24 protein-coding genes are annotated in these 25,437 nt (G+C 41.7%); 7 read left to right on the top strand and 17 right to left on the bottom strand.

Annotation, left to right across the window (positions count from 1 at the left end):
- The first annotated feature begins 123 nt into the window (after positions 1–123).
- Both D4T97_RS14380 and D4T97_RS14385 read left to right on the top strand, forming a co-directional pair.
- Complete coding sequence (locus D4T97_RS14380) at positions 124–894, top strand: phosphosulfolactate synthase (protein WP_126051446.1); 771 nt, start codon at positions 124–126, stop codon at positions 892–894.
- On the top strand, positions 876–1,403 hold the full coding sequence (locus tag D4T97_RS14385) for a histidine phosphatase family protein (protein WP_126051447.1): 528 nt from the start codon (positions 876–878) through the stop codon (positions 1,401–1,403). The genes D4T97_RS14380 and D4T97_RS14385 overlap by 19 nt, the downstream gene beginning before the upstream one ends.
- Positions 1,404–1,434: 31 nt before the next feature.
- Here the strand turns inward: D4T97_RS14385 and D4T97_RS14390 are convergent, their stop codons facing one another.
- The 7 genes from D4T97_RS14390 to proB form a co-directional block, all read right to left on the bottom strand.
- A complete protein-coding gene (locus D4T97_RS14390; protein WP_126051448.1) occupies positions 1,435–2,052 on the bottom strand; it encodes a YitT family protein in 618 nt (205 codons plus the stop codon).
- Positions 2,053–2,262: 210 nt separating this feature from the next.
- Positions 2,263–2,697 (bottom strand): hypothetical protein, encoded by a 435-nt coding sequence (locus D4T97_RS14395; RefSeq protein WP_126051449.1) that lies wholly within the window; start codon positions 2,695–2,697, stop codon positions 2,263–2,265.
- Positions 2,698–2,703: 6 nt separating this feature from the next.
- Positions 2,704–3,057, bottom strand: coding sequence for an ASCH domain-containing protein (locus D4T97_RS14400; protein WP_126051450.1), 354 nt, complete (start codon positions 3,055–3,057; stop codon positions 2,704–2,706).
- A 65-nt stretch (positions 3,058–3,122) separates the two neighbouring features.
- A complete protein-coding gene (locus D4T97_RS14405) occupies positions 3,123–3,623 on the bottom strand; it encodes a mismatch-specific DNA-glycosylase (RefSeq protein ID WP_126051451.1) in 501 nt (166 codons plus the stop codon).
- Positions 3,624–3,703: 80 nt separating this feature from the next.
- A complete protein-coding gene (locus D4T97_RS14410; protein WP_408021615.1) occupies positions 3,704–4,777 on the bottom strand; it encodes a branched-chain amino acid aminotransferase in 1,074 nt (357 codons plus the stop codon).
- 299 nt (positions 4,778–5,076) lie between these two features.
- Positions 5,077–6,348 (bottom strand): glutamate-5-semialdehyde dehydrogenase, encoded by a 1,272-nt coding sequence (locus tag D4T97_RS14415; protein ID WP_126051453.1) that lies wholly within the window; start codon positions 6,346–6,348, stop codon positions 5,077–5,079.
- Between the two features lie 37 nt (positions 6,349–6,385).
- Positions 6,386–7,486, bottom strand: a complete 1,101-nt coding sequence (gene proB, locus D4T97_RS14420; protein ID WP_126051454.1) for a glutamate 5-kinase — start codon at positions 7,484–7,486, stop codon at positions 6,386–6,388.
- 536 nt (positions 7,487–8,022) lie between these two features.
- Here proB and D4T97_RS14425 point away from each other — a divergent pair.
- Positions 8,023–9,954: a sigma-54-dependent Fis family transcriptional regulator gene (locus D4T97_RS14425; RefSeq protein WP_235872266.1), complete on the top strand. Its 1,932-nt coding sequence runs from the start codon at positions 8,023–8,025 to the stop codon at positions 9,952–9,954.
- 62 nt (positions 9,955–10,016) lie between these two features.
- Here the strand turns inward: D4T97_RS14425 and D4T97_RS14430 are convergent, their stop codons facing one another.
- The 10 genes from D4T97_RS14430 to D4T97_RS14475 all read right to left on the bottom strand — a co-directional run bounded on the left by D4T97_RS14430 (position 10,017) and on the right by D4T97_RS14475 (position 21,641).
- On the bottom strand, positions 10,017–10,685 hold the full coding sequence (locus D4T97_RS14430; protein ID WP_126051456.1) for a CoA transferase subunit B: 669 nt from the start codon (positions 10,683–10,685) through the stop codon (positions 10,017–10,019).
- 25 nt (positions 10,686–10,710) lie between these two features.
- Complete coding sequence (locus tag D4T97_RS14435) at positions 10,711–11,400, bottom strand: CoA transferase subunit A (protein ID WP_126051457.1); 690 nt, start codon at positions 11,398–11,400, stop codon at positions 10,711–10,713.
- A 71-nt stretch (positions 11,401–11,471) separates the two neighbouring features.
- The gene (locus D4T97_RS14440; protein ID WP_126051458.1) at positions 11,472–11,972 is read right to left on the bottom strand and encodes an acetone carboxylase subunit gamma; all 501 of its coding nucleotides are present in this window, start codon (positions 11,970–11,972) and stop codon (positions 11,472–11,474) included.
- A 1-nt stretch (position 11,973) separates the two neighbouring features.
- Complete coding sequence (locus tag D4T97_RS14445; protein WP_126051459.1) at positions 11,974–14,259, bottom strand: hydantoinase B/oxoprolinase family protein; 2,286 nt, start codon at positions 14,257–14,259, stop codon at positions 11,974–11,976.
- A gap of 24 nt (positions 14,260–14,283) precedes the next feature.
- Positions 14,284–16,419, bottom strand: a complete 2,136-nt coding sequence (locus tag D4T97_RS14450) for a hydantoinase/oxoprolinase family protein (RefSeq protein ID WP_126051460.1) — start codon at positions 16,417–16,419, stop codon at positions 14,284–14,286.
- Between the two features lie 231 nt (positions 16,420–16,650).
- Positions 16,651–17,244, bottom strand: coding sequence for an MOSC domain-containing protein (locus D4T97_RS14455; protein WP_164525584.1), 594 nt, complete (start codon positions 17,242–17,244; stop codon positions 16,651–16,653).
- A gap of 141 nt (positions 17,245–17,385) precedes the next feature.
- Complete coding sequence (locus D4T97_RS14460; RefSeq protein ID WP_126051522.1) at positions 17,386–18,789, bottom strand: rhodanese-like domain-containing protein; 1,404 nt, start codon at positions 18,787–18,789, stop codon at positions 17,386–17,388.
- 5 nt (positions 18,790–18,794) lie between these two features.
- A complete protein-coding gene (locus tag D4T97_RS14465) occupies positions 18,795–19,358 on the bottom strand; it encodes a hypothetical protein (RefSeq protein WP_126051462.1) in 564 nt (187 codons plus the stop codon).
- 12 nt (positions 19,359–19,370) lie between these two features.
- Positions 19,371–20,564 (bottom strand): FAD/NAD(P)-binding oxidoreductase, encoded by a 1,194-nt coding sequence (locus tag D4T97_RS14470; RefSeq protein WP_126051463.1) that lies wholly within the window; start codon positions 20,562–20,564, stop codon positions 19,371–19,373.
- Between the two features lie 450 nt (positions 20,565–21,014).
- Positions 21,015–21,641: a LysE family translocator gene (locus tag D4T97_RS14475; protein WP_126051464.1), complete on the bottom strand. Its 627-nt coding sequence runs from the start codon at positions 21,639–21,641 to the stop codon at positions 21,015–21,017.
- A 541-nt stretch (positions 21,642–22,182) separates the two neighbouring features.
- Between D4T97_RS14475 and D4T97_RS14480 the strand changes: the two genes are divergently transcribed.
- The 4 genes from D4T97_RS14480 to D4T97_RS14490 all read left to right on the top strand — a co-directional run bounded on the left by D4T97_RS14480 (position 22,183) and on the right by D4T97_RS14490 (position 25,298).
- Complete coding sequence (locus D4T97_RS14480) at positions 22,183–23,529, top strand: cytochrome ubiquinol oxidase subunit I (RefSeq protein WP_126051465.1); 1,347 nt, start codon at positions 22,183–22,185, stop codon at positions 23,527–23,529.
- A complete protein-coding gene (locus D4T97_RS14485; RefSeq protein ID WP_126051466.1) occupies positions 23,526–24,548 on the top strand; it encodes a cytochrome d ubiquinol oxidase subunit II in 1,023 nt (340 codons plus the stop codon). Before D4T97_RS14480 ends, D4T97_RS14485 begins: the two co-directional genes overlap by 4 nt.
- Before the next feature lie 17 nt (positions 24,549–24,565).
- Complete coding sequence (cydS, locus tag D4T97_RS21120; RefSeq protein WP_408021616.1) at positions 24,566–24,670, top strand: cytochrome bd oxidase small subunit CydS; 105 nt, start codon at positions 24,566–24,568, stop codon at positions 24,668–24,670.
- A 229-nt stretch (positions 24,671–24,899) separates the two neighbouring features.
- On the top strand, positions 24,900–25,298 hold the full coding sequence (locus D4T97_RS14490) for a hypothetical protein (protein ID WP_126051467.1): 399 nt from the start codon (positions 24,900–24,902) through the stop codon (positions 25,296–25,298).
- The last annotated feature ends 139 nt before the right edge of the window (positions 25,299–25,437 follow it).

Raw genomic sequence — 25,437 nt, forward strand, 5'->3', positions numbered from 1 at the left:
TTTTTTATTTTGGCGGCATACTTGCTTTTTATACAAATACAATAAAATAATTCAACAATAAAATGGCACTCTTGCCCAGCCTTTGAATAGTCTATCCTAGAAAATGGAGGGGGCGTTTTCCATATGAGATTTTTGGATTTGCCTGAAAGGACTTCTGGAAAAAGAACCTATGGCATTACATCCATCGTTGATTTTGGCATTCCTTCAAAAGAACTGGAAAATATTTTATATGACTTTGGGCATATTATTGATATCGCCAAATTGGGAATCGGATCAGCCTATGTAACACCTAACGTCGAGAAAAAAATCAGCTTATATAAAAAACATGATATCACCCCATATTGCGGGGGAACATTATTTGAAAAGGCCTATCATCAAAACAAGCTAACCGAGTATATTGAATATTTGAAGGGGTTGGAAATTGATTGGATCGAGGTATCCAACGGGACAGTTGATATACCTTTGAATGACCGGCTAGACCTTGTTTCCCACCTTAAAAAGGACTTCCATGTAATTGCTGAAGTCGGTTCCAAAGATGCAAATAAGCATATGTCCACTTCCGATTGGGTAGACGAGGTTCGAAGTCTACTTGAAAACGGATGCAAATATGTCATTACGGAAGGACGAGATTCCGGTACTTCGGGTATTTATGATAAAAGCGGTCTAATCAAGTCAGAGCTGGTGGATGAATTATTAAAAGAGATTGATTGCAATAAAATAATATTTGAAGCGCCTCTTCCTAAACATCAAATGTATTTCATCAATGAAATTGGACCGAACGTCAACTTGGGGAATGTCAAGTTGTCCGATGTTTTGATTTTGGAGGCTCAAAGATGCGGATTAAGATGTGAAACCTTCTTTCTGGAGGAAAATAAATGCAGATTACCTTTATAAGGCATCTGCCGACTGAATGGAATAAAAAAACATGGCTTCAAGGTAAACGTGATATTGGAATTACAGCTCTCACCAAAAACGACAGCGAAGAAATTGAGGAAAATAAGACGCTTTTGAAAATCAGGGCACCGTTTGATCTTGTTTTGGCCAGTACATTAAAAAGGACACAGGAAACAGCATTTCTTTATGGATTCGAACCAGAAATTGAGCATCTGCTTGACGAACTGGACTTCGGCCCTTTTGAAGGTGTTCCAAAAAGAAAGCTTACGGAAGAACTGGGATCCCAATGGGAGGGTAACCCTCTCTCTATAACCCTGGGTGAGCCCGTTCGCCATCTGGAAGAAAGAATCATATCTTTTTTACAAAAATACAAAACCAGAAAAAACATTTTAGCTTTTGGGCATGGCGCATGGATCAGAGCCGCCTTATCATATGTAAAATATGGACATATTAATCAAATGAACAGGATTGAAGTAAAGAATAATGATTGCCTGTCCATTAATATTTGATAAAACAGAGATCCCTGACGACGGGATCTCCTTATCTTCTCCTCCAGCTTACTGCCAAGGAGGTAATTTTATGAAATTTTATTTTATAAATATAATCGATTACATTCGTTGACATGAACTGGCAAACAATTGCATAAAGGACTATTTTATAATCTATGACGAGAGAAGTTAGTAAAAAGATAAACATGTTGATTCCCATCATCACTTTTCCAGGACTCCAATTTTTATGAAAGGCTATCATCAAAGCAGGAATGACCATTCCCCCGCTGGAAGCCCCGGCACGAATAAGTAGACCGACACCTAGACCGAAAAAAAGGCTTCCCGCGCCCATATCGAATAATAAAAAATTCGGCTCTACCGGAATTTTCATGGTAAAAAAACTGATCGTCGCAGATGTAGTTGCAACTGAAAGCACAGTGCGAAAGGTCCATGTATAGCCAAAGTAATTCAATGCAAACAACAGGAAGATGGCATTCGCAAGCCATAACGAAAACCCTAGCGATAAATCAAACCAATGGTTGATTAGTAGGGCAATACCAGCCGCACCGCCGGAGGGAATGGAATGCGGAAATAAAAATAAAGACATTGACATGCCCTGAAGAAAAGCACCTGTAAACAAACAGGAATATGTTAGGAATAACTTCCTCATGGAATAGATTGCATATCCTTTAAATCAGTTGCTTTAGCCCCCACATATATCCCCTCCTTGTCCATTTTATGAAGGAATATATATATTATGTTGGACAAATCAGCTGGTCAATGAAAAAATAACCCTATCCCAGATTGATAAGGTTATTTTATGGCGTTTCCTTCATCTCCGTTTCGAGTGCTCCAAGGTCCACACCGATAAAATCGTGCATTACCACAATCTCGGTTTGACCACCATGAACCAGAGCATGATCATCAGGAGACCGATGTAAATCAATATGGAGTGTTGCAGTTTTTTAATCAACAATGAATGGTCACAACTGCCTTCATGCATCTTTTTAAAAGTGTGCTTAAAAGCTCCGGCAAGAAAAAAGATGGAACTCAACATCACTACAAGTGTCATCACGATCCACGGTTCATGCCATGACCACCCTCCACTGTATAAAAGCAAAATTCCGGTTATGACTAGTGCATGTCCGGCATGTTTCACAAGCCTTATAGTCAATTCGAATATTTCTATATAGAATTTTCTTTGCAAATGATCACAAGACCTTAACCTTTTGACAAAGGCAAGCATAATAAAAAAAGGTCCAATGGATAAGGTTGCGCTGAAAATATGAAAGAACAAAAGCAGTTTATAAGCCATCGGCTATTATGCTTGTTTTTGCAATGGAGCAAATTCATGGACCCAAACCTTCATGCTCGGTACCCATTTCATCCCGGGATGGTAGGACAAAATGACGTTTTTATAATCTTCAAGGCTTGTATATCCTTCCTGCCTTGCATGTTTATCAGTCATTTCGCCGAGACTTTGAGAGTAGACATTCTCGACAATAAATTGTGCGCCTTGCAATTCCATAATTTCGCCGATATCCGCATAGCGTCCATTTCTTCTGGTTGCTGTCTTCTCCCCTTTGAGGACCTTTTCCACATCTGACGGAACGGTTACCAGGCGCTCAATTGTACATGTTTTCGGAGGCAAGTTAGCGTTATTTTTTTCATTCATTTCTATAACCACCCTTATACAAAGAATCTATATTTATATATTATCATATCTGGGGATTTTCCTTTTTAAAAATAATTCAATAGCTGTTTATAAATAACAACAATTTCATCCATTTTAATTCGGACAAGCCCACTGGAAGATGGAGCTACAAACTCAATAACTCCGGGTACGACAGGATCTTTTTGTGCGCCCCAATCTACATCTTTTCTTCGGCTGTACTGCTGATACACACCTTTTCCTACAAAGCAGGCAATCTTTGGGCGATAGGTTGTGATTTTCTTTATCAGTTCATCTCTTCCCTGTTTATATTCCGCAGATGATATTTCCTGGGCGTTCCTTGTTGGCCTTGATACGATATTTGTGAATCCGTATCCTTTCTGCAACAATGTAAAGTCCTTATCTGCGTCAACTTTCCTGTCGGTCAGCCCGGCTTTATATAAAATAGTCCAGAAACGGTTAGTCGGATTGGCATAGTGGTGACCTGTTTCACTTGACCGGATACTTGGATTGAAACCGATGAACAGGACATCAAGGTCTTCCTTTAAGTGGTCGGGAATAGGTTTCATAAAGCCGCTCCTTTTCTTAATCTTTTGATAAAAACAGGAGCCGTACCCGAGGGCGGCTCCAAATTAAGGCGATGCCTCTATTAATCCACTTTCACACGCCAACCAAACGGATCTTCTTCCTTGTCCGTTTGAATTCCGGTTAATGTTTTGTACACTTTTAGTGATAAATCACCAGTTTTACCGTCATTGATAAGCATTTTTTCATTATTCCAGAACAATTCCCCGATTGGTGAAATAACTGCAGCCGTACCGGAGCCAAATGCTTCTTCCAACTGGCCTTTTTGATAAGCCTCGTGCAATTCATCAATGGAAATTCTTCTCTCAGATACTGGTACCCCCCAGTATTTTAACAATTCGATGACTGATTTTCTTGTAATTCCTTCAAGAATACTTCCGCTTAATTCAGGTGTAACCACTTCACCGTTGATTTTGAAAAATACATTCATACTGCCGACTTCTTCAATGTATTTCTTTTCATTACCGTCAAGCCATAGGACTTGTGAGTAGCCGGATGCACTGGCCTTTTCCTGTACAAGCATGGCACCTGCATAGTTTCCGGCTGTCTTGGCATTACCTGTTCCGCCTCTAACGGCACGAACATAGTCACTCTCGACAGCAATTTTCACCGGATCCATCCCTTCTTTATAGAAGGACCCCACAGGAGACATGATAATCATAAATCTATAGTTTTGAGATGGCGTTACGTCCAAGTTCGGTTCAGTAGATATAATAAAAGGCCGAATATATAAAGACATTCCTTCCATATTAGGAACCCAGTCGCGGTCAATGGCAACAAGCTTTTTCAATGCTTCCAGAGCAAGCTCTTCGTCCACTTCCGGAATACACATCCGGACGCTTGACCTGTTAAGCCTTTTTATATTTTCATCAGGTCTGAACAGAAATACTTCTTCATTCTCCGATAAGTATGCTTTCAGGCCTTCGAAAATTGTTTGTCCGTAGTGAAAGATCGTAGCTGCCGGATCTAACGTAATTGGCTGATACGGAACGATTCTTGGATCATACCATCCTTTTTCTCTGGAATAATCCATGATAAACATATGGTCGGTGTATGTCTTTCCAAACTTCAAGTTTGAAAAAGAGGGTTTTTCTTTACGATTGGTACTTAGTTGGATGTCAATTTGATTCTTCAACACGAGCTCTCCTTCTCTCCTATAATCTATTTTCATTAGATAACAAAGTATATAGTTACACTAAGTTTTCTTTTCTTTTTAGAAAAGTATGCCTTATGTCCGGCTCCGATGGACAGGAGGTCCTAGTGCACCGCCGCACTGGAAGTGCTAGTGCTAGCGCTAGTGCAAGCGACAGGATGTCGCGCCTGAGGCGGCCAGGCGCATCCATTCAAGGTCACAAGCTTATTCAGGATCAAAATTCGTCTTGTGCTTGTCGCCTTAGACTGTGCGCCTTGCGCTTTTCTTATTAACATTTAATCACTTTACTCGCGAATCTGTCCATTTCCGGATACGAAGAACTTCGTCGATGTAAGAGCGTTGAGTCCCATCGGCCCGCGGGCATGAAGCTTTTGTGTGCTGATTCCAATTTCGGCGCCGTACCCAAATTCGAATCCGTCGGTGAATCTCGTAGAAACATTATGATAAACGGTTGATGCATCAACTCCTGTCAGGAACTTCTGCGCGTTTTCTTCATTCGAAGTTACAATGGCTTCAGAATGCTTAGTTCCATATTCGTTGATGTGTTTAATTGCTTCATCCACGTCATTTACCACTTTAACACTCACAACAAGCCCCAGGAATTCCGTTGCCCAATCTTCCTCACTTGCTGCTATCGCTAGTGGATAGGTCTTGCAAACATCCGTGTCTCCATGGATTTTCACATTGTTCTGGGCAAGTTTTCGAAGCAGTTCGTTGCCGTGTTTCCCAAACCAGTCTTTTTGTACAAGAATTGATTCAATTGCATTACAAACCGATGGTCGCTGCAGCTTGGCATTTAATACAATATTTTCCGCCATTCCACTATCTGCAAATTCATCGATGTACACATGACAGTTGCCGGCACCCGTTTCAATGACAGGTACAGTGGATTCCCGGATGACCGTTTCGATCAGTTGCTTACCTCCACGGGGAATCAATACATCAAGGTAATCGTTAAGGCGGAAAAGCTCTTTGGCTGTTTCCCTGCTAGTGTCCTCAATAAGTTGGACCGCGTCCTCAGGAATCTGACTGTTTTTGAGCGCTTGGTGAATCGACTGGACTAGCGCTAAATTTGAGTGCTTTGCAGATGAGCTTCCTCTTAAAATAACTGCATTGCCAGTTTTTAACGATAAGGTGGCCGCATCAATGGTTACATTTGGCCTGGCTTCATAAATCATGCCAATTACGCCGACGGGGACCCTTTTTTTCTCAATCGTCATCCCGTTTTCCTTTTCAATCGACTCTAAAGTTTCGCCAATAGGATCTTTTAAATCTATTAAAAGCTTAATTGCGTCGGACATATCTTGAACTCGTTGTTCATTTAGCATGATACGGTCCAGGATGGAATCAGTCAGGCCTTTTTCTCTTCCGTCCTGCAAATCCTTTTCGTTTTCCTGTAAGATATATTTCTTATCTTTCAGTAGTTGTTCGGAAATTAAGCCGAGCGCATTATTTTTTTCTTCTGTAGTTCGATTTACGAGCTTCCTGCTTGCTATTAACGCTGCTTTTCCTTTGGCTTCGACTTCACTTACGCTAACTTTTTCTTTTAGTTCCATAGAGCTTTCCTCTCCTGTTCATTTATATTGCTATTAATCAGACTTTTACCCAGCGGTTGCGGTGTATGACTTCAATTGTCGGAATGAATGTCTCTTTCTTTTCTTCACAGTTTCTTTTTTCAATTAAATCTTTCAAGTCTTGGGAGGAGTATGTGACTTCTCCTCTTCCCAATAATCCGTTCACACCGAATACCTCGACCACATCCCCTTTATGGAAGTTCCCTTTTACCTTGAAAACTCCTGCAGGCAGCAGGCTTTTGCCTCTGTATAGAATCGCTTCTTCTGCCCCCTGGTCAACATATACTTTTCCTGAAGTTTCAGAATGGAATGCAATCCATTGCCTGCTCGTATTTAGGGGGTCCAGCGTTCCGTTGGCAATGTATGTGCCGTCTCCGTTTCCACGCATGATTTCAATCAATTTTTCTTTTCCGCTTCCTTTGCCGATGAAGACCGGCACACCAAGGGAAACTGCTGTCTTTGCCGCTAATAATTTGGACTTCATCCCGCCAGTGCCCACTTTTGATCCAGATTCATCAGCAGATGCAAGCAAGTTCTTTGTAATGTCTTCCAAGTAATCAAATTTCTTTGCAGCGGGATTGGTCCTTGGATTGGAATCATACAGACCATTAATATCGGTTAAAATGATCAACATATCCGCATGGATAAAACCGCTGACAAGAGCGGAAAGCATATCATTATCGCCGAATGTCAGCTCGTCAATCGCAACCGTATCATTTTCATTAATGATTGGCAGAAGCCCCCTGTCCAAAAGCTCGCTAATCGTTGCAAATGCATTTCGATATCGGGACCGATCGGAAAAATCCCCGCGAGTAAGCAGTATTTGGGCGGGAATGATATTAAATTCGCTCAGTTTTTCAGTATAAGATTGAATAAGCAGGCTTTGGCCCACTGCCGCTGCAGCTTGCCTGCCTTTAACAGTTACCGGGCGGGTCGGATACCCCAAACTACTGAAGCCGGCGGCTACAGCCCCGGATGAAACAAGAATCACTTCGTGATTCGCTTCTCTAAGAGCTGCCAACGCTTGGACATGGTCCGTAAACTTATCCTGATCGATCTCCCCTCTATCATTGGTCAGAGAACTACTGCCGATTTTAACAACGATCCTTTTTTTTCTCATGGGTCTATCTCCTATTACGTTTATCATTCTTGAATTTATTCAGAAAATAAAATAGCTCTCCCATCCTCATATATAAAGGACGAAAGAGCGCTGCTTCCGCGGTACCACCATTATTTGGGTGCAAAAGCACCCCACTTGACCTGATAACGCCAGGAAACGCCCATGTTTTGCATGGGACTCGAGAGGCAGGTTCAACGGGTCTCCAGTGGCGGAATCTCTCAGCTTGTAAAATCCGCTCTCTTTTCACGGAAAGGTCCATTTACTAGTCCTCTGTCTTCGTTCAACGATCATAGTTTGATTATAATTATGAAGCTGATTAAAAACTTTGTCAAGGCTTGGAAAGGATTAGTCAGACAACACGATAAGACAAAATATTTAAAATAGATAAAAATCAATTTGACGTGCCGGAATATTTTAAATATAATCGATAATAACTGACTTCTTATGCCAATGCCTAAATTGTCCTTTGGATGTTGTATGTAGAATCAACGTTTTGTCAATAATCAGGAGTCTATTGAAAGGGGACATCTACATTGGTGAATACATATTTGGCTGTTCATTCCGCTGACAACCTTCATATAAAAATGAGGGAACTGGAATCCGAGTGGGATTATTTTGTATCCGAAAGACAAAAGCCGAATCGAATACGCCAAATGATTTATCAGTCCTGGAAACGGTGTGAAAAATATGATGTCGATCCGCTGCAAAAACAAACATCAGTAATCATAGATGATCAAAGTTTATGCGAAACTATCACAAATTCAAAAATCTATGATGCCGCCCTCCCCATCATTCATACATTACATGAGCAAATTAAGGGTACTGGCCATCTTATTACGTTGGCAGATGACAAAGGCAGGATTATCCATTTAGAAGGAGAGACCAAAATTATAGCGCAAGCGGAAGAGATGAGCTTTATCCGCGGGTCAGACTGGAGTGAAAAAGCTGCCGGATCCAATGCGATCGGAACTTCTTTAGCGGTCGGCCATCCAATCCAGATTTTTTCATATGAGCACTATTGTGAAGGTGTACATCCTTGGAATTGCTCTGCAGCTCCAATAAAAGATCCTCTTTCGGGAAAGATTTTGGGTATTATTGATCTGACAGGCCCGAGTCAACTTGCTCAACCTCACTCACTTAGTATAGTTCAAAATATCTCAAAAATGATTCAACAAAACTTTAAGATTCATTCCTTTAGACATAGAGAGCATTTACAAAAGCACTATGAGGGCTTTACTAAAAGGTGGCATTCCGATTCCGTCATTTTACTTGACGAGATGTTAAACATCGTTCATGCCGATGCCAAGTGCCGATCCTTACTGCAAATTGATCACTGGAGGCAATTGGCTGCACATTCAGAATTCCAGCATATTAGAAATTCACTGCTGACAAGTAATGAAAGTGAATGGGAACTGGACGTTCCTTCTCTACAAATCAAAGTATATGTTCAAATTATTGTCCACGGATTGGAAAGGATAGGTTACCTCCTCCATTTGGAGAAAACTAACCAAATAAGGAATTTTACCTATTGGGGACGCATCATTGGAAATTCCCAGCCAATGAACCAACTGATTGCCAGAGCAAAAATAGCTGCTCCAACCAGCGTCCCGATCCTTCTTACAGGTGAGAGCGGTACAGGTAAAGAAGTGTTCGCAAGAGCGATCCATAAAGAGAGTTTTCGTAATCAATCACCTTTTATTGCTATTAACTGTGGAGCAATACCTAAAGAATTGATGGCAAGTGAACTTTTCGGATATGAAGCTGGTGCTTTTACAGGTGGAAATCCAAAAGGTAAAGCGGGGAAATTCGAAGAAGCACATGGCGGAACATTATTGTTGGATGAAATTGGTGAAATGCCGCTTGACTTGCAAGTCCATCTTTTACGTGTATTACAGGAAAAAGAAATAGTAAGGCTTGGTTCTGCCCATCCGAAGCCAATCGATGTTAGAATCATAGCTGCAACTAATAGAAATTTGAAAGAACTTATTGAAAACGGGAAGTTTCGGGAGGATCTTTATTACAGACTTAACGTTGTGGAGTTCAAAATACCATCACTTAGAGAGCGAAAAGAAGACATCCCGCTCCTAACCCGATATTATATTATCCATTTTTCAAAAAAACATGGCAGACCGGTACCAACTATCGGAAACGAAGTCCTTTCGCACCTCAACGATTACAATTGGCCAGGCAATATTAGGGAGCTGACTAATACGATTGAGTATGCTGTTCTTTTCTCGAGCAACAATCATATTACCCTGGATTCCTTGCCTGACACTATACAAAATTTTCGCCCCATCAATCAGCAACTGATTGATGAAAACCCCTCACTTACCTTGCTGGAGGTACAGGAGAAGGAAAAAATTAAACAGTTAATCGAGGAAACGAGCGGAAACTTATCGGAAGTTGCCAGACGATGTCAGATAGCAAGAACAACGCTTTATCGTAAATTAGAAAAATACCAATTATAAATACAATAAACATAACGGTTTATCCTTATTTTAAGTAAAGATAAACCGTTTTTTCGCCTATATTAATTAATGTTTTGAAAGACACTTTTGTCTACAAGTAGTTCGGGCTCAGTTACACTCTTAATCTCTTCCACTGTGTAACCTTCCGAGACTTCAACCAATTTTAGACCCTTTTCAGTTACATCTATTACTGCCCGTTCCGTAATAATTCGATTAACCACACCTTTACCTGTTAACGGCAATGTGCAGGATTTTAATATTTTAGGGTTTCCTTGCTTATCGGTATGTTCCATAATGACGATAATTTTCTTAGCACCATGTACCAAGTCCATCGCCCCGCCCATACCCTTGATCATCTTGCCGGGAATCATCCAATTGGCAAGATCCCCGCTCTCAGATACTTCCATTGCTCCCAAAATTGCCACGTCGATATGGCCGCCGCGAATCATTCCAAAGGATTCGGCACTATCAAAAAAAGCCGCACCCTTGATGGCAGTAATCGTTTCTTTTCCCGCATTGATTAAATCAGGATCCAATTCTTCTTTTGCCGGATAAGGGCCAATCCCTAGCAGCCCATTTTCCGATTGTAAAACGACTTGTTTATCTCTTGGAATAAAGTTCGCGACAAGCGTCGGAATCCCTATCCCAAGATTCACATAGTCTCCGCTATTAATTTCTTTCTCTGCTCTTTTTGCAATCCATTCACGTATTTTAGCCTTGTCTTGTTTCATGAAACTTTCCTCCTTTCCGTATAGATCAATTCATAACAGTTAACCGTTCAATCCGCTTCTCCTGCTGTCCCACTATCATCCTTTGAACATAAACTCCTGGTGTATGAACAGTGCCGGGATCCATCTGACCCGTCTCGACAATTTCACCCACCTCTGCGATGGTAACCTTACCTGCAGCGGCCATCATCGGATTAAAGTTCCTTGCTGTCTTGTTAAATATCAAATTACCCATAAGGTCTGCTTTATCTGCATAAATGAGACTGAAATCAGCTGTCAGAGCCTCTTCCAGCAGATAGTCTTTACCGTGGAACGTTCGTACTTCCCGCCCTTCAGATATCAATGTACCTACGCCTGCTGGTGTATAAAAAGCTGGAATGCCTGCTCCACCTGCTCGAATTTTTTCAGCAAGCGATCCTTGCGGGGTGAGTTGCACTTCTATTTCTCCGGATAGCATTTGTCGTTCGAACTCTTTGTTCTCGCCAACATAAGAGCCTATTATTTTCTTTATTTGCTTGTTTTGCAATAATAGTCCAAGTCCCCAATTGTCGACTCCGCAGTTATTTGAAATCACCGTTAAGTCCTTAACATTCTTTTCAGCCAAAGCAATTATTAAATTTTCAGGGATACCAACCAATCCAAATCCGCCTACCATTAACACAGCACCATCGTGTATGTCTTTTACCGCTTCTTCAAATGAAGTCAAAACCTTTTTCAAACGATTGGCCTCCTCTCGTTATGAATGATTTAACAAAAGACGACGGTTAATAAACCGTCGCCAAATGCACATCATGCTTTACCTGGTAATGGAACATTGATCCATTCATTATAAAAGGTATCGATATCCGGCTCAAAGTCCTTTAAGACAGGATACCAAGGAGTAACAGCTTCCACTTCCAATTGAGAGGCACATCCAGGACAATAATATTCCCTTAAAACTTGCCATTCCGGATCCGGTGACATCAATTTCGGATATACTTCATTCATCTTTTCTTCAGTATCTCGCACAAAAATATTTGCATACAATTTCCAATTGTCCTTGTAATCACAAAATTCATGTCCGCAGTCGCACTTAACAATTCGGTCCCCATTTTGCTTTTGAACGATAAACAGATGTTCCCCGATCGGCAGAAGGATTGGATCGTCCCAAGAAACCCGATCCTGTAAAACGCTTAGATAAATATCGAAGCGTTCCCGATCTTTATGTGATGACATCATATTCTTTAATTGATAGAATTCCAGCGTCCCGTCAATGAGTTCCCCAATCATTTTCTTATCGTATTTTGCCATACTATTTCACTCCTGCCTTGAAACGGTTAATGTGCTTGCCGAGCTTAGGCATATTAAGATCGTCCTCATGGATCATCCACTCTTCCGACAAATTCCAAAATTCCTTGAAATCATTTGTAAATTTTTCACTTAAAGCGAAGCTTTCAGCATACATATTTCTCACTTGCAATGATGCTTTTTGATCGAGTATGTTTTCTTTTTCCTTTTTTATCCATTCCTTTGTTGGTATACTTCTTTGTAAACGCTCCTTGCGAATTTCCTTGCGTTTTTTCTCTGTTGCATCTAAATCAACAGCATATGTGCCGTTTTCTTCAGTGAAAACGCATCCGAAAACTTTTTCAGCATAACGCGGAAGAATATACTTTTGATTCAGATCCTCTTCTACATCCTTTGGCTTTCGCTCGAGAGGATCTCCAAATCCGGGGCCTCCTCTCAAGTAGTTCATGATTATGTCATAATCCCCAAACTCTTCTTGTGTGGAACAGGTTTGTCGATCGCGGTGAATGACTTCTGCCTCCATACTTTCTTCATAAAGAGGGTTGTCCGGATCTGTATCACCACCAAGCGGTAACGGCAGCTTCTTTTCAATCCTCTCTTTTAAATCAGTGTTATATGCCGTAAATCGGTATCCGGATGAAGCTGGATATCCTCCCATCAACCCGCAGTCGGTGGCCATAACACCTGCGCCCGCAACGAACATTGTCCACTCCTTGGCTCCCCACCCCAAACGGAGCGACTGCCATCCATTACCGCCTCGATATTTTCCTGCGCCGCCTGAACCGGGCAAAATCTCCCTCCCGATATAAACAAGCGGTTCGAGCAGTTCCCAGATTTCCATATCACCCATGTCGCCTTCCGGATTCCATAAGGCAGCCGAGTGACTGATGCCATCGTTAACGGCACTTGCCCCTACACCGCAAGCAGCGGTTTCAAAGCTATTCAAAGCTGAAAGACCGCCATACTGATCAATACCGCCACCCATCAGCCAGTTTGAGGTGTGGGCATTTCCTGCATTCACTTCCTCAAGATAGCCTCGTCCGTAGTATGCGCGGCTCAGTCCGCGCCACAACGGAGACCAGGCGGCTACAAGCGCATGCCAAGTGTTTGAGTGTGCTGATCGGATATCATCCGGATTCAACCATGAACCTAATGGGGTGCCGAATTTACTGGCATAATAGGCCCCGTCATTTATGCGGTCATTGGGTACGAGAGTCTGGGAAAGCATCACCCATATCCCACTTGTCATAGATACAGGTGTTGCGTTAAACGGATGCCATCCCCAGCGGCTAGCTCCTTCAAAGTCAATTTCCAGCTTGGCATCTTTATGGACTGTAATCTCTGAAGGTGAATGCATGATCGTATTTACCTGTGCGAATTTCGGCAGATCCAAACCTTCAAATTGCACATCACTAAACGAAACCTGACGGTACTTTCCAGGTATTAACATGGTTTTTACTTGATTCACAAAACCACGCCGGCCATCTTCAATAATTTCACGGATAAATTGCTTATAGGTGTCAATTCCTTCTTCTTTAATGACGTCTAAAACAAGATCCCTTATCATATGACAGCCCGCTACACGTGTTTTTTCATCCAATGTCCAATACTTCACTGCGCGGACAGATCGAGTACTTTCTAGCAGCCAGTCCTTTGATAAAACATCATTTTGACCGATCTTCCGGCAAGTTACCTGATAACCATCATCATAACGTTGGACGGGTCCCATTGGCATACTTCCAGGAGCAGCGGCCCCTGTATCAATAACGTGAGTAACCCCGCCTACCCAGCCGATAATTTCCCCTTCCCAAAAAACAGGCACTAGTGTGTGGACATCACAGGTATGCACATTTCCAACGTGGTTATCGTTATTACAGAAAATATCTTTATCAGCAATTCCTGGATTTTCTTCATAATCATTTTCAATCATAAATTTAATAGCCGCCCCCATTGTTCCTACATGGATAATAATTCCTGTCGACGTAACAATGGAGTCAGCCTCTGGAGAGTATAAACTAAAGCACAATTCACCTTCCTGCTCTACAATTGGAGAAGCAGCCACTTTTTTCGCTGTCTCTCTGGCATGAACAACCCCGCCACGCAGTTTGGAATAGATCTTTTCGAATCTTATAGGATCTGATTCTTTGAGGGGCAAGGAAGTTAATCCTGCATAATGCCCGGTTTCCTTACTAATTGCTGTCATTTCATGCCGCATTTGTTTTAATGTCTTTCCATCCCAGCCAATCGGTTTTTGTTTATTCTGTAAAACATCTTCTAGCGCTTTTGCCAAGTTAAATACCTCCTCGCGATTTTATTATTTTAGTTCTTTAAGGTGGAAAATCCGATTCTCATCCAGATATGCTTCAAAACCTGTTGGCACGACCAATGTTGTGGCTGTGGATTCAATAATAGAAAACTCCTTAATGCGATTCCCTGGCATAAGTTTTTCCATCTCATAGATGTCGGCGTACTCCCATCCATCTTTCCAGTAAACCTGGCGTGTCCCTAAGAAAGCCTCTTTAGGAGGGGTTTCCTCATACAAAGGTTCAGAGGGAATCTCAGGCTTTGGTACATCAACGACCCCACGAACGATCGCCCCTGTAATTGAATATCCCAATTCAGGAGACAAAGCAGATTTTGCATATACCCTTGTGTACATCTCTTCAAATGTATCCACTAGGGTTTCAAAGTCCTGAACGTCTTTAAACTCCTTGATTGGCGCTTCGATTTCGAGGTCATTTAGCTGCCCTTGGTATTGCATCCGGTACAGTAAACGGAAATTAACGTCTTCAGGAGAATAATCATTTTTCCTGAATTCCTCGGTCACCTTTTCCTTCAATTCATCCCATGAGTCTTGCAATTCCATTCCAGCCTTCTTGATGACAGCGCCTTCAGCTTTTTCATCTACATTTAGATCCAATGTTTTATCATAACGGTATTCAAAGTCAGCAGCACCGCAGCCAAACGCCGAAAAACCGGCAGCCCATGCAGGAATCAATATATCTTCAAAGCCCAACCCTTGTGTGTAGCCAGCTGTATGTAATGGACCTCCCCCGCCATAGGAGAAGCATACATATTGCGACGGCGAATACCCTTTCCCCAAAATCATTGATTCCAGATAATTACGGAGCTGTGATTCCAATAATTCTATTACTCCCAAAGCAGCATCTTCTACCGTTAATCCAAGGGGATCAGCAATCTGCGTTTTCACTGCTTGATAGGCGCGTTCACGAGACAGTTTAATAGCTCCGCCGATAAAATTATCAGGATTGATAAGACCAATAACGACATGGCAGTCTGAAACAGTGACTGTTTCTATTCCTCCCTCTGGATTACAAACACCAACGAGAGAACCGGCACTGTCTGGACCAAGTGTCAAGTTTCCGTAGTTGGGATCAATACGTACATAGCTGCCTGTGCCTGCGCCTGTTGTATCCATTGAAACAAGCGGTAAGGACAATACGAGTCTGGCCATATCCGGACTGGAATTTATTGCTAAATCTCCATGTGTGATCAATCCAATATCAAAACTTGTCCCACCAATGTCTGAACAAGCGACGTTCTTCAGACCTAAACTTTCTGCTAAATATTTTGCTCCCACCATGCCGCCAATCGGACCCGAAACACATGTTCTTGCCAATTCATTTGCCTTGATGCTGATAGTTCCTCCATGGCTGGCCATTATTCTCAAATTGAAATCAGTTCCATGTTCTTGCAACGATTTGTCGATTTTTTCTAATGTCTTCCTGGATGGCTCCGCAGCATAAGCTTCAACGATCGTTGTATTCGTTCTGTGTGACTCTTTACGAACCGGATAATAATCTACGGTGGCAAAAACCTGGATATCTTTCTTAGCTTTTTTAATTAAGTCGTTTGCAATATCCCTTATTTTCCTCTCATGCTCTGGATGTTTATATGAATGAAGTAAACTTATGACAATCGCCTCAACATCTTCATCTATCAGCTTTTGAATCGCGGGTTCTATTTCATGTTCATAAAGCGGGATGACGATGTTTCCAAACATGTCAACCCTTTCGGTTACACCAACAGTCCATTTTCTCGGTACCAAAGGAGGATCGAAATGATGTGTGTTAATATGAATACGGTCAGAATATGAATAGCCCAGATATGATTGAAGCCCCCGCCCCATCCGGTGGTTATCTTCCATCCCTTTATTTACAACTAATCCAACCCGGCGGCCCACCCTGGAAACAAGCCGGTTGAGCATCGCGGTACCGGAATAAACCCCTGCTCGAAGGTTTGGAAATTCCTCTTCAACTTCCGCATCCCATTGTCCTAATGCGTCTTTGGCGGAGTTGATGAGACCAATGTGCTCATCCATGGGAGTGGTTTGAGCCTTCCCAACAACAAAATCCCCCTTTTCGTCAATAATGAACGTGTCAGTCATTGTGCCTCCGGCATCAATGGCAAGAATTTGTGACTTTGCCAAGTGTTTGTCTCTCCCTTCACTTTCGATTAGTTTATAATATTGCAAATTGCATGCCACCTTAAAGTCGGCAATTTAATCATAGAATTCAAGGCGATTGAAAATAACGGACTGTCAAAATGTTTGAAAACGATACAGTTGTAGCGCTACATATCATTCATTCGAATAGGCACCTATAAACACTAAAGACCGTTGGGCTAAATGCCGAACGGTCGTAAAATATAGTACTGTATCTTATTTTAGAAGTTTGTTAAGCCTTTTTCTCATATCTTCTGCAAGCGGATCGATGGCTATTACTCTCTCTATCTCTTTAATATTTTTCCGGTCATGGAAAAACAAATGATGCAAGTCGCGTACGGAAATGGTCATATCAGGACGGTCGATCAAAGTGATAGCCGAATCTTCTTTCACCATTCCTTCCTTCAGTACCCGCGCAAAATAACCGGTTTTTCCCGTCCGTATAAATTGCTCAAAAAGCCCCCTGATCCGATTGAAAATATCAACTTTTGCACACGGAATCCTGCTTTGCGTAATTTGAAGTACCGCATCGCCAATTTGATATACATCCCCGATGCATATATGATCTTCAGGATGTTCGGAAACGGTGATATTTTCCCCAAATGCCGGTATATTAAGCTCTTTTCCGGAAAGGGCATTCCATTCCGCATAATGTTCAAAAGGATAAAAACAAACGGCCCTATCATCGCCTCCATGGTTATCACGATCTGCCACATTATCGTTTTCAAACCCGGACTTGTAAAGGCTTGCTGCAGGAACCGGCTTTTTTCTGATTCCGGAATTAATAACATTACCGAATGGATTTCCCACCAGCTGTGGTCTTCCGATGTTCAATGATTTAATGATAATATGATTCCCCCTTCAAATATATTGGCATTATTATAAGCTATTATACTTAATTTTCTAAATAAAAAAACCCGGTTTGACCGGGAAGGAGCGTGTGTCCTTAAATTAATTAATTGCTGCTGCTGTCACTTTTTTCCACAAGGAATATCCTCCCTTTAGATTCCTGACATCTTTAATTCCTTTTGACTGCAATATACTGGCTGCCATTGCTGATCGAATTCCGGATGCGCAGTAGACAACAGTCATCCTGTCCCGCGGTACCTCATCAAGCCGATCGGGCAAAGTCCCGAGCATGATATGGGTCGCTTCTGGAATATGACCATTACTCCATTCATCCTGATTTCGGACGTCTATTACACTGACGTTTTTAGGGATATCATGAAGACCCTTCGGCTCCACTTCTCCATATGTTTCAAGTTCAGGATAATTTCTAATAGCTGAAACTACATTCATATAGCCGGCTATCCGATCAATTCCAATGGAATAAAGGCTAGACAATACATCTTTCACTTTACCTTCTTGTGGCAAAATATATAAAGGCTCGTCATAGTCCACGAGCCAACCGGCCCACTTTACAAACGACTGATTAAAAGGAATATTTACTGTACCAGGTATATGCCCATTTCTAAATTCAAAGACATTGCGGGTATCTATAACCATCCCTTTTTTTAGCCATTTGAACAGATCGGATGGATTATTGGATTTTAAAGGGGCCGGTATGTCTTTAATTAAAGCGGTTCCTAGTTTATTGGCTCTTTTCATGATTGAGAAATATTTCGGCGGCTCCGGCTGGCCTTTAAGCAAGTCCTTCGTAAATCTGCCTTCATCCGTATATCTTAATGCGGGGTTAAATCTTTTCTCATAACCTACCGTTGAAGAAGGAATAGCCCCCAATGCTTTTCCACAGGCACTGCCGGCACCGTGTGCAGGCCATACCTGCAAGTAATCCGGCAGCTGTTTGAAACGTTTAATGGAAGAAAACATGTCTTTGGCACCCTTTTCTGCTGTTCCTTCAAATCCAGCGGCAGTTTCCAACAAATCCGGCCGACCGACGTCGCCCGCGAAAACAAAGTCTCCCGTAAATACCCCTATCGCTTCATCTGCTCCGCCACCGGTATCGGTTAGCATGAAAGTGATACTTTCAGGTGTATGGCCGGGTGTATGCATGACCTCAAAGAACAGATGTCCAATGTTAAAAGTGTCACCATCTTTTAATAGCCTATGGTTCACATTGATCAAATTCTCATACTTCCAATTCGCATTACCTTCGTCCGATAAATACAATTTTGCACCAGTCCTGGCCTCCAATTCCCTGGCCCCCGAGATAAAATCGGCATGAATATGTGTTTCTGCTGCAGCGGAAATTTCCAGACCGTTGGCTTTCGCAGTTTGAATATATTGATCTATGTTCCTTGAAGGATCGATGACAATGGCTTCTCCCGTCTTTTGACATCCGGCCAAATAGGAGGCATGTGCGAGATATTCATCGTAAAAATACCTTAATAACACTCCTGTCAATCTTCCTTTCTTTTTTCCTTATTTGGAACTGCATTTATGAATGCCTGAACATAGGATAAGACTCTCTGTACTTGGGGTTCTTTCATCCATTTCATTACAGTGAATAATGTAATTTGGCGCCTGTTTTTTTCTGCATCGATTTTTATCGTTTCCCAAACCTGCTTACTGGTGGAAATTCGTTCTTTGAGCGGTTGCAGATGACCTTCTGCCTGTTCAATCAGATAGCGCATGGATTTTTCATCCTTCGTGACTTCTTCCATGAAAAGGGCGACGTGCTCAAATTTCTCCGTTGCGTGTAATAAAAAAGGAAGTTTTTCAAGCAAGTGCAGACCCGTTTCAAGTGTATTTACATCAATATTAGTATGATCAATCTTCATTTTTAATTTTTCCATCGCCGATTCATCTTCCAATACTGCTTCCACTGTTGTTAATAGTTGATCCAATTTATCCACCTTTTCAACGATGCCGGGCAATCGATCAAGCAGCCTCTCTAATGAATCCGTTGTTTCCGGGTTATTCAGCTTTTCTATCAGATTTTTATTTTCCAAGGCTGTTTCCATTTATCCCACCTCCTACATGGTCCCCTTAAGCATCCCATTCCAATAAATAATCGGGAGTAAGTCCTTTTTCATGATGTACATACTCCGCCGTTCCTTTGCTTGATTGACCGGGAATGATTCAGTAGGTTCTTTTTCATAATTGAATTCGGCCAATATTAACGTGTTATACCCCGTTACAAGCGGGCAGGAGCTGTACCCGTCATACTTGGCGCCAGGTGCTTCACCCTTCATTAATGATAAAATATTTTTAGCTACAACAGGGTATTGCTTACGGATAGCTGCACCTGTCTTGGAGGTCGGTAAATTGGAGCAATCGCCCAATGAAAAAACATTTTCATATTTTTGATGCTGCAGCGTATGAGGATGAACATCGACCCATCCGAAGTCATCTGCGAGAGAGCTATTTCTTATAAAGGCAGGCGCCCGCATTGGCGGCGTTACATGGAGCATGTCATATTCGACAGTTGTCTTTTCTTTTGTTTCGATTTGTTCAAAGATTGCTTCCTTCTGTTCTCCTCTTACTTCTATTAAATTGTGTTTGAATCGAGCATCAATTTTTTTCCGTTCCAAAACCTTTTCCAATGCTAGACGATATTTGGTAACATCAAATATCGCTGGATTGCCCGAGCCAAAAGTAATTTTTGTTTTGTCCCTAATACCAGTCCTGCAAAAATGATCTTCAGCCAAATACATGATTTTCTGAGGAGCGCCACCGCACTTAATAGGTGTAGCCGGATGCGTAAAAACTGCGTTTCCACCTTTGAAGTTCCTAATCGTATCCCATGTGTAATCTGTGTACTGATATGAGTAATTACTGCACACCCCGTTTTTTCCAATGGTTTCTGTAAGTCCTTTTATTCCATCCCAATGAACCTCTATTCCTGCAGCAACAATCAAATACTCATATTCCAGCCTGCGTCCATCAGACAATTGGATATGATTTTCTTCGGGTTCAAAAGATGCGACAGCAGCCTTGATCCAATCGGCCCCTTCCGGAATCAATTCTTTCATACTTCTTTCAGTCTCTTCCTTTTTGGCTTCTCCGCCACCTACCAATGTCCAAAGCGGCTGGTAGTAATGTTTTTCTGCGGGATCAATAATAACAATATCTCCCGCAAGTGATCTCAGATCTTTTAATAGCCTGGCAGCTGTACTGATTCCCGCCGTTCCTCCCCCAATAATGGCAATCCGATAATTTTTATCCATGTTTATTGCCCTCCATCAACCTTTATATGAAAGAATTTGAATACTATGGAGCAAGAGCAAGCTCGTCTTTATGATTATAGTAGTGGTTGGGGGCATTTATGCTTCTTGACGGTTGATTTCTAAGTGAAAAGGGGTTATTAGAAAAGTGTTGGCGTCTGGCCGCCTCAGACCGCGACATCCTGTCACTTCGGTGGCACTAGCGCGTCCTGCGCGTCGCCGCCTCAATCCGCGACATCCTGTCACTGCGGTAGCACTAGCACGTCCTCCACGTCGTCGACTCAGGGCGCGACGCCCTACCACTTCACTGGCACCAGGACGTCCTGTACGTCGGAGCTAGGCACAGCTCATCCTTGTTCAAGAGAAAAACTTCGGTATATTTTTTTACTTTCTTTTACTTGTGCATAAAAAAACCATATGCGATACGCTGTTAGCGTGATCGAATATGGTTTTTTATCGTTGCTGAAAAGCTACTTTTACACCTAGCCAAATATAGATCAACCCTGCAAATTTTCCGCTCCACTTTCCAAGATTGGTGGTTCGCTTCATCAAACGTCCAATAGGGCGAATGCTGATGACTATCATGGATGTGTAAAGACAGCTCATGACTACAAATATGAATCCCAACAATAAGAATTGAACAATAGCTGGACCCTTTTCGGGATGGATGAACTGAGGCAGAAAAGCCAGAAAGAAAATGGCTGTTTTTGGATTCAATACTTCCGCCAATATGGCTTGGCTGTATGATTGAAGGCTGGGTGCCTTTGAGACGGATGCAATATTCTGCTTATTCGTCCTTTCGACAATCGCTTTTATCCCCATATAAATCAAGTAAATAGCCCCTGCATATTTAACGAGGTTAAAAGCAGTTGCAGAGGTCATCAAGATGGCAGACAGCCCTAATGCCGCAAACAATGTATGTATAAAATCTCCGGTTGCAATTCCGAGACCCGTTAGAATTCCTGTTTTCCTTCCGCCTTGAATTGTTCTGGAAACAGTTAAAAGAACTGCAGGACCAGGTACCAGAAACAAACCTATCACTACCAATATAAATGTTCCTAATGTAGATAACTCTAACATCTCATCACTCCTGTCTCTTAACTACACTACTAACATTATATCCTTCATTATTTTTTGTGGGAAATGCAAGCTGCTTAATGCTAACTAATATAACCAGGTCTTAATATCAATAGCCCTCCTATTATCAGGTAATACATTCTGGTGATAAAACCAAAGAAATTCCTTTGATCTAGCTGCAATTGATCAAGCGAAAGCCAGCTTCTAATCACAATTAGAACCATCGTTAGGACAATATAGTATCTGTTCAGGGATACGTTATATTAATATACCATTAAGGTTTTTTCATATAAAAAGTGAACTCGCGAAGAAAATCAACTACTTGTTCAACTTTTCACAACTTTATCATAAACCCGCTAACAAATTGCCACATTAATAGTCGTTCAATATTGGTAATCAAGGGTAATATAAAATCAGGGAGGTTTAACTGATGTATAAAAAACATGAGCGGATATTGATGGTACTTGCTTTTGGCGTGGCAGCCATTATGCTTTTATCCATGCTTGGACGTATTTTTGGAAGTTGATGAAAGGGTGAAAGTTTAATGTTCAATGGAGATTCTTTGTTTTATAGCCGGTTATTGACCGAACTTACCCTCTCTTTTCATATTATTTATGCCACAATCGGAGTCGGCGTTCCACTGATGATTATGATCGCGCAATGGGTCGGCATCAGAAAAAATGACGAGCACTATATTTTATTGGCAAGAAGGTGGGCTCGCGGCTTCGTCATTACGGTTGCGGTCGGCGTTGTTACTGGAACAGCTATCGGATTGCAATTATCGCTATTGTGGCCAAACTTTATGGAATTAGCGGGTAATGTCATTGCCTTACCTCTTTTCATGGAAACTTTCGCCTTTTTCTTTGAGGCAATTTTCCTGGGAATTTATTTGTACACATGGGATCGCTTTAAAGATCAGCGCAAACATTTAATGTTGCTGATACCTGTAGCGATTGGAGCAGCTTTTTCCGCTGTTTTTATTACGATTGTCAATGCTTTTATGAATGCACCTCAAGGTTTCGACATTGTGAATGGGGAACTGGTAAATATCAATCCGTTAATCGCCATGTTCAATCCAGCTATGCCTACAAAAGTGGCGCATGTTGTCGCAAGTGCATTTATGACTTCTGCTTTTGTTTTAGCATCAATTGCCGGCTTTAGGCTTTTAAAAGGTTCGAACCATATTTATCATAAAAAAGCATTATATCTGACAATGAAAATTGGATTGATTTTCTCTATTGCCACAGCTATCATCGGCGATTTTTCAGGAAAATATTTAGCTGAATATCAACCTGAAAAATTAGCGGCTGCAGAATGGCATTTTGAGACTGAAGAAGCAGCTCCGTTAATTTTATATGGTACTTTAAACGATGGGGAAGTAAAATATGCAATAAAGATTCCATATGCCCTAAGTATTCTGGCTCATAATTTACCTAAGAGTGAGGTAATTGGTCTAGATCAATTCCCGGAGGACGAAATTCCCCCTCTTTATATACACTACCTTTTTGATATTATGGTAACCATTGGGATGTGGATGACATTTCTTTCCTTCATCTACTGGCTGGGTGCCAAGTGGGGCAGAGCATTTGTCAATACGAAATGGTTCCGCTGGCTTATCGTTCTTGGAGGGCCCCTCTCGATCATAGCCATTGAAATGGGATGGTGGATGGCCGAAGTTGGCAGACAGCCATGGGTGCTACGAGGCATTATGCGGACTTCCGATGCGGCTACCTCAAGTGGCCAGGTGGATATCATGCTGATTTTATTTGCAGGTCTTTATGCCATCCTTGCCGTAGGTAGTGTTGTTGTGCTGAGCAGGATGTTCAAAAGCAATCCAGTTGAACGCGAGCTTGAAGAGCGGAATGCAGAAAAGGGCGGTGTCGTTCAATGAATTTAGAAATTTTGGGAATCATGGTGTTATGGACATTTTTGTTTGGCTATGTCATTGTCGCCTCAGTGGATTTTGGGGCAGGTTTTTTTAATGCATATAGTTTTTTTGCAGGTAAACAACATATTCTGACGAATATCATTCAGCGATACCTCTCACCTGTTTGGGAAGTAACAAACGTGTTCCTTGTTTTCTTTTTCGTCGGCATCGTCGGATTCTTTCCAAAAACTGCATTTTACTATGGAACAATCCTTCTTGTGCCTGTCAGTATCGCAATTTTATTATTAGCAATCCGGGGATCTTACTATGCTTTTGAAACATATGGGTCTAGAGGCCATAAGGGATATTCACTCATGTATGGCCTATCTGGATTATTCCTCCCCGCCTCTTTGTCAATTGTATTGACGATTTCAGAGGGAGGATTCGTTTCAATTGTTGACGGGAATCCCGTTCTTGATTACTGGGCGCTCTTTTCAAGCCCATTGACATGGAGTATTGTTGTATTAAGCATAACTGCTGTATTGTATATTTCTGCTGTATTTTTGACATGGTATGCCAATAAAGCGAATGATAAAAAGGCAACCGAATTAATGCGGAAATATGCGCTCATTTGGGCGTTGCCGCTCATCATCACTGCGTCGGGGATAATTGTGGAACTGCGCGCCCATAATCCTGAACACTTTGCCAACTTAGTCAATCTATGGTGGATGTTCGCTTTATCATTCCTACTGTTTTTAGGTACTGTGTGGTTCATATGGAAAAGGAAGAACTACGGAAGAGCCTTTGGTTTGTTGACCGGACAATTTGCCCTTGCGTTTTTCGGGTACGGAATATCACATTATCCATATTTGCTCTATCCGCATTTGACGATCTACGACAGCTTTACGAATGAAATGATGGCAATATCACTTGTGATTGCCTTCATTGCGGGTTTGGGATTATTGATTCCTTCCTTGTATCTATTATTGCGGTTATTCCTTTTCAATAAGGATTACGTTACGGGCAAGTCAGATCCATATTAATTAAAGGAGGAATCCAGATGCATAATTTCTTGATTTTTTATGCCCCATTTATTGTCTTAGTGGGTGCTATCGCAATTGCTTTTTGGGCTGCTCCAAAAGACCGGGCAGTTACCAAAAAGTGAATAAAAATCCTGATCAGTATCGATCAGGATCTTTTTATTGCTTCAAAGAAGTTTTTTAGTCGAATTATGATCGGATGTCCTAGTGCAGTTGAAGCTCAGGACGGGATGCTTTGAGGCCGGCGCATTTCATTTTTCTTAACTGATATGACAATGAAACAGACTCTCACATTTCCGTTCCGTCAGGAATAGGTATAATATTAACCCAATTGTTGCTGTGGAGTGAGAAAAAGTGAAAAAGAAAGTCTACGAAAAAAAAACTCGTCAAGAGACAGAGGCGCTGAGAAAAAGTCTTAAAAAGAAAATCGAAGCGGCGGTTTGGCTTCAGGCGGTCGGACAAATTAGCGAGGCAGTCCTCCTTTCGAGGCTTTATTTTATAAGTGATAATCCGGAATCAGAAGCTGAGAAAACATTATTGACAGGAACATGGATCCAAGCCACTGGGCAAATTTTGGAGGCATTGGGTGTATCAAGAGAAGTAGCGACGGACAATATAGACATTATCATTGAGGGCCAGCGCATTGTAATTACAGGAGATTTGTTGCAGGGAGTCGGCGCATTGATTGCCGCAGCCGGAGGAGCTGAAGTGTTTTTTGAAGAATATTTTGGTAAAGAAGACTTCATTCCTTAAAATGAATTGCATTAGAAAATTGCAATAGTAAAGCCCGATCTCTCAGAAAAATTGGGCTTTATTAGATTCTCCAAAAAATAATCATACAAAATTTTTATCATATATCTTTTATACCAGTAACCTCTCTTATTTAATGATT

The organism is Siminovitchia acidinfaciens (genome assembly GCF_003605385.1).
Classification (GTDB): domain Bacteria; phylum Bacillota; class Bacilli; order Bacillales; family Bacillaceae_C; genus Siminovitchia; species Siminovitchia acidinfaciens.